This window comes from Candidatus Aeolococcus gillhamiae (assembly GCF_016464765.1).
Classification (GTDB): domain Bacteria; phylum Chloroflexota; class Dormibacteria; order Aeolococcales; family Aeolococcaceae; genus Aeolococcus; species Aeolococcus gillhamiae.
In genome coordinates this window covers 1-3604 of the sequence record NZ_JAEKNS010000062.1, presented here as the reverse complement: position 1 = coordinate 3604, position 3604 = coordinate 1, and the positions used below count along the sequence as shown (strand labels likewise).

At 67.2% G+C, this 3604-nt stretch carries 3 protein-coding genes and 3 pseudogenes; 2 read left to right on the top strand and 4 right to left on the bottom strand.

The annotated features are described in order from the left end of the window. Both JF886_RS05545 and JF886_RS05540 read right to left on the bottom strand, forming a co-directional pair. Positions 1 to 288 (bottom strand): annotated as a pseudogene (locus JF886_RS05545) (hypothetical protein); the annotation flags it as partial. 86 nt (positions 289 to 374) lie between these two features. Then, a complete protein-coding gene (locus tag JF886_RS05540) occupies positions 375 to 1376 on the bottom strand; it encodes a polysaccharide deacetylase family protein (protein ID WP_337310400.1) in 1002 nt (333 codons plus the stop codon). 323 nt (positions 1377 to 1699) lie between these two features. On the opposite strand from JF886_RS05540, the pseudogene JF886_RS05535 reads away from it, so the two are divergent. Further along, a pseudogene (locus JF886_RS05535) lies at positions 1700 to 1909 on the top strand (universal stress protein); the annotation flags it as partial. A 66-nt stretch (positions 1910 to 1975) separates the two neighbouring features. Here the strand turns inward: JF886_RS05535 and JF886_RS05530 are convergent. Both JF886_RS05530 and JF886_RS05525 read right to left on the bottom strand, forming a co-directional pair. Continuing rightward, positions 1976 to 2329: a hypothetical protein gene (locus JF886_RS05530; protein ID WP_337310398.1), complete on the bottom strand. Its 354-nt coding sequence runs from the start codon at positions 2327 to 2329 to the stop codon at positions 1976 to 1978. Positions 2330 to 2718: 389 nt separating this feature from the next. Further along, a complete protein-coding gene (locus tag JF886_RS05525; RefSeq protein ID WP_350340572.1) occupies positions 2719 to 3114 on the bottom strand; it encodes a CBS domain-containing protein in 396 nt (131 codons plus the stop codon). A gap of 48 nt (positions 3115 to 3162) precedes the next feature. Between JF886_RS05525 and JF886_RS05520 the strand changes: the two are divergent. Next, a pseudogene (locus JF886_RS05520) lies at positions 3163 to 3465 on the top strand (transposase); the annotation flags it as partial. Between the last annotated feature and the right edge of the window lie 139 nt (positions 3466 to 3604).

The following is a 3604-nucleotide window of genomic DNA, read 5'->3' as shown; positions in this document are numbered from 1 at the left end:
GCGGTCGCTCAAGCTGACGCGGTACGGTAATGCTCGAAGCTCGTCCGGAGTAACCGCAACCTCGGCTTCGCGCAATCGCTGCGCAAAGCGCTGCCACTCATGCTCTTCGCCTGTCTCCTCGGCATTGTCAGGCAGCACCACATTGTAAACGTTGCGCACAACGTGTGCGATCGACATCGGCGTTGCCTGCCTACCTGCTGTCTCGCCCACCGGCGCAGAAGTCGTCCACCCTCGGTCGTCCAGGAGCGAAACTTCACGCCCGTCGGACAGCAGTGCAAACTCGCGCACTTTGAATGACGTCCCACTGCCGCCATTTGGACCCGATTCAAGGTCACACCAGGCACCGAGCCCTACTACCGTTGCTGGATTTTGGTTCAAGAACCCACGATCCGAACCATAGAGGCGCTGAGTCGATTCGGTGCAGTCGATGGCGTCGGCAGCGGCAATCCAGCGTCGCCCGCGAAGGTGTCGAGGCTTGGGGCGCCGCCGATCTCCGTGCGATGGAGCAGGTAACGGCCATTGAGCGCCTGCGTGTCCCCGTACATGGTGCTCACCGCGTCCCGGAACCCCGCCTGCTGCAGCAGCTGCACCACGGCCGCGTTGAAACCGCCGTAGGGGTAGGCGAAGTCGAGGACCGGGTGGCCGAGCAACTGCTCGAGGGCGGCTTTGCTACTGTCGATCTCCGTCCGAGCTTCGGCGAGCGACACCGCGGCGAGGTCGACGTGATGGACGGTGTGGCACCCGATCACCATGCCGGCCGCATCCATGGCGAGCACCTGTGCGGCGGTCATGTAGCTGCGCCGCCCGAGGAAGCCGCTGACCACGAAGTCCGTGGCCACAAAGCCGTACCGCGCCAGCACGGGCTCGGCCGCCGTGGCGAAGTCGGCATAACCGTCGTCGAAGGTCAGGACGACGGCGTGGGGCGGCAGCGTCGTCTTGCCGGCGAGCGCGGCCATAAGCGTGCTAAGGGTGATTGTGTGCGCCCCTTCAACGTGGAGCAAAGCCATCTGCTCGGCGAACAGCCCCGGGGGGATCGACAGTCGGAAGCCGAGGAGGTTCTGCGCTGTGGGGGCGATGGTGCGGATGTAGTGGTAGTAGAGGATGGGAACGTTGAGGTGCGGCCCCACCGGAACCGAGACCGTGGCCGGCTGGGGCGCTCCCGGCGGGAGCACATCGTCGGGAGACTGCTGGTCGACGGGTGGGGCCGAGGCGCTCGGATGCACCGCCAGCGGACCACCGACCGCGATGTGCGTTGCGTGGAACAGTAGGTTGACCGTGACGGCCGCCGACACAACGGCCAGCGCCAGCACGAACGCTGTGGCGGCGAACCGGCGGCCGGTGTGGCATGGGGGAGGACGGAGGCGTTGGGATCTCATGGGGCTGAAGGCTCTGCGGTGGCAACGCCGACGGGGACCGCCTCCCAGGATAGGTCAAACAAACCGTTGTGCCCGCTCCTCCTCCCCCAGGTGATGCCAGCCGCACCGGTCGTGGAGCCGAAGGCGCCGCCTGGAGCACGAGCAGCCTTAGAGTGAGGCCGCCGACCGGTTCCGACAGGTGCTCAGCCCGCAGTAACACCCAGGCAGGCAGGCACATTTTGTGGGCAGGTTGCCGTCCTATTGCAGGACGGCCTGCGCGCCGAACTCGCCGTCCACAGCGGAACCCGTGAGCGCCCAGCGCGGAGGATCGCCGCTACGGCCGAGGCGGTGCGGCTGACCTGATCGTCGCCGGAACCAGCCGCCATGGCCGCGCCGTGGGGATCTTCGTGGGGAGTGTGGCGCAGCGGTTGTTGCGCATGGCTCGGTGCCCGGTGCTGGCGGTTCCCCCGTCAGATCGGACATCACCATCGCCTCTCCACAGGGTCCCTCGATGGAGGCATTGGGTACGCCACCAGCGCCTGGTGCCCTGGTGAGGGCCGTGGATGCCCGGCTGAGAAGGCGCGCACTCGCACCACAAGAGTCACTCGGCGGCAACCTGTCTACTCAGGTTGGTCCCCCGGGCGGAGGTGGGTGCCCGGAGGGCCTGCCGCAGGAGGCGCCGGCGCGCCATCGCGAACTTTGCGCCTGCCCACCGGAGCGGACAGCTGAGCCTGCCCCGACCACGCCCGCCGCTTGGTGTCGGCGACGGTCGTCCAGCTGTCGACATGGGCAAGCGTGCCCACCCAGGCGGTGACGACGATCTCAGTGGGACTCTCCGCGATGTCGACGTGGTGAACCCGCTCGATGCTGGCGTGACCGACCCGGATGACGAGGTGCCTGCCATCCTCCGCAACTCGCCACCCCCTGCGCCCGGTCGCGGGCGCGCCGCAGCGCCGTGCGCGTAGATGGATCACCGTCAGGTCCTCCTCGATTACCACCCGACCATCTTCCTCCGCATCGACCCGTAGTCAAGGATGTCCGGTGCGCAACTCCTGCCATCCACCCACGGGAGCGTGCCCCTTGGCAGGATGCCATCGTCACGGTCCGCGCAGACGATGCGGCGAGACTCCCCGCTCACGGCCTCTGGCGGTGTCGTCGACCGGCGATGGCGAGCCCCAAGCCCGTTTCCCTCGCACCACGGTGTCGGATCTACCCCAGCATCCTCCGCCATCGAACCGACCTCAAGAAAAGCGCAGCGCGTGGTTCGACCGGGTGCGGTGCGAAGGGGAGCACCTGATCGCGGGGGCGGCTGGGCCGCGATTGTCTCGCTGTCTGCGACCCCTTCCCGATCAGGACGAGTACCTCAGTCGGACGATGGCGCACCGCTGATGCTGGCCAGCACGGACTCGGGATCACGATCAACCGCGATGTCGGCCAGACTGATGACCCCGCTGACGTGGTCACCATCGACAACTGGCAGGCGCCGCAACACGTGACGACGCATCAGCGTGAGCGCCTCCGCAACTGGGGTGTCGGGCGCTACGCAATGGACCTCGCGGCTCGATACCTGACCGCAAACAGTCACCTCAGAGTCGCGTTCCTCGGCAACGACGCGGACCACGATGTCGCGGTCGGTGAGGACACCCTGCAGACGACCGTGCTCCAGGACGATGACGTCGCCAATGTCCACGCTGCGCATTCGCCGCGCCGGCTCCCGCACGGTGTCACCTGCATCCACAGTGACCACCTGGGCTTCCATCAGATGTCCCACAGTGCCCGGCGGCCGAAATTCCGCTGCTACCGGCGAGGTCCATACCGCTACGTGTGGATCGATGCCATGGTGCTGAAGTGCCGCGAGGGCGGCCGCATCGTCAACGTGGCCCTGATCTGTGCCACTGCGGTGAACGGCGAGGGCCAGCGCGAGCTGCTTGGTGTGGACGTGGTCACCCGCGAGGATGGCGCCGCCTGGACGGCCTTCCTGCGCTCCCTGGTGGCGCGCGGCTTGTCCGGCGTGGAGCTGGTGATCTCCGACGCCCACGAGGGCCTCAAGGAGGCTATCGGGGCGGTCTTGGTGGGTGCCACCTGGCAACGCTGCCGCACCCACTTCATGCTGGATGTTTCACTGAGCGCAATGGAGCGGCCGGCTGGGTCGCTACCGTTCGACCTCGTGGCACACCATGGCTCTACTTCATGCTGGCCCCCGCTGGGTGCTCCTGTTACGAGGTGCTGGGTGTGCAACGAGGAAGCGG

Coding starts and splice junctions, on each gene's coding strand:
- JF886_RS05540 (WP_337310400.1), bottom strand. CDS start 1,376: ATGAGATCCCAACGCCTCCGTCCTCCCCCATGCCACACCGGCCGCCGG.
- JF886_RS05525 (WP_350340572.1), bottom strand. CDS start 3,114: ATGGAAGCCCAGGTGGTCACTGTGGATGCAGGTGACACCGTGCGGGAG.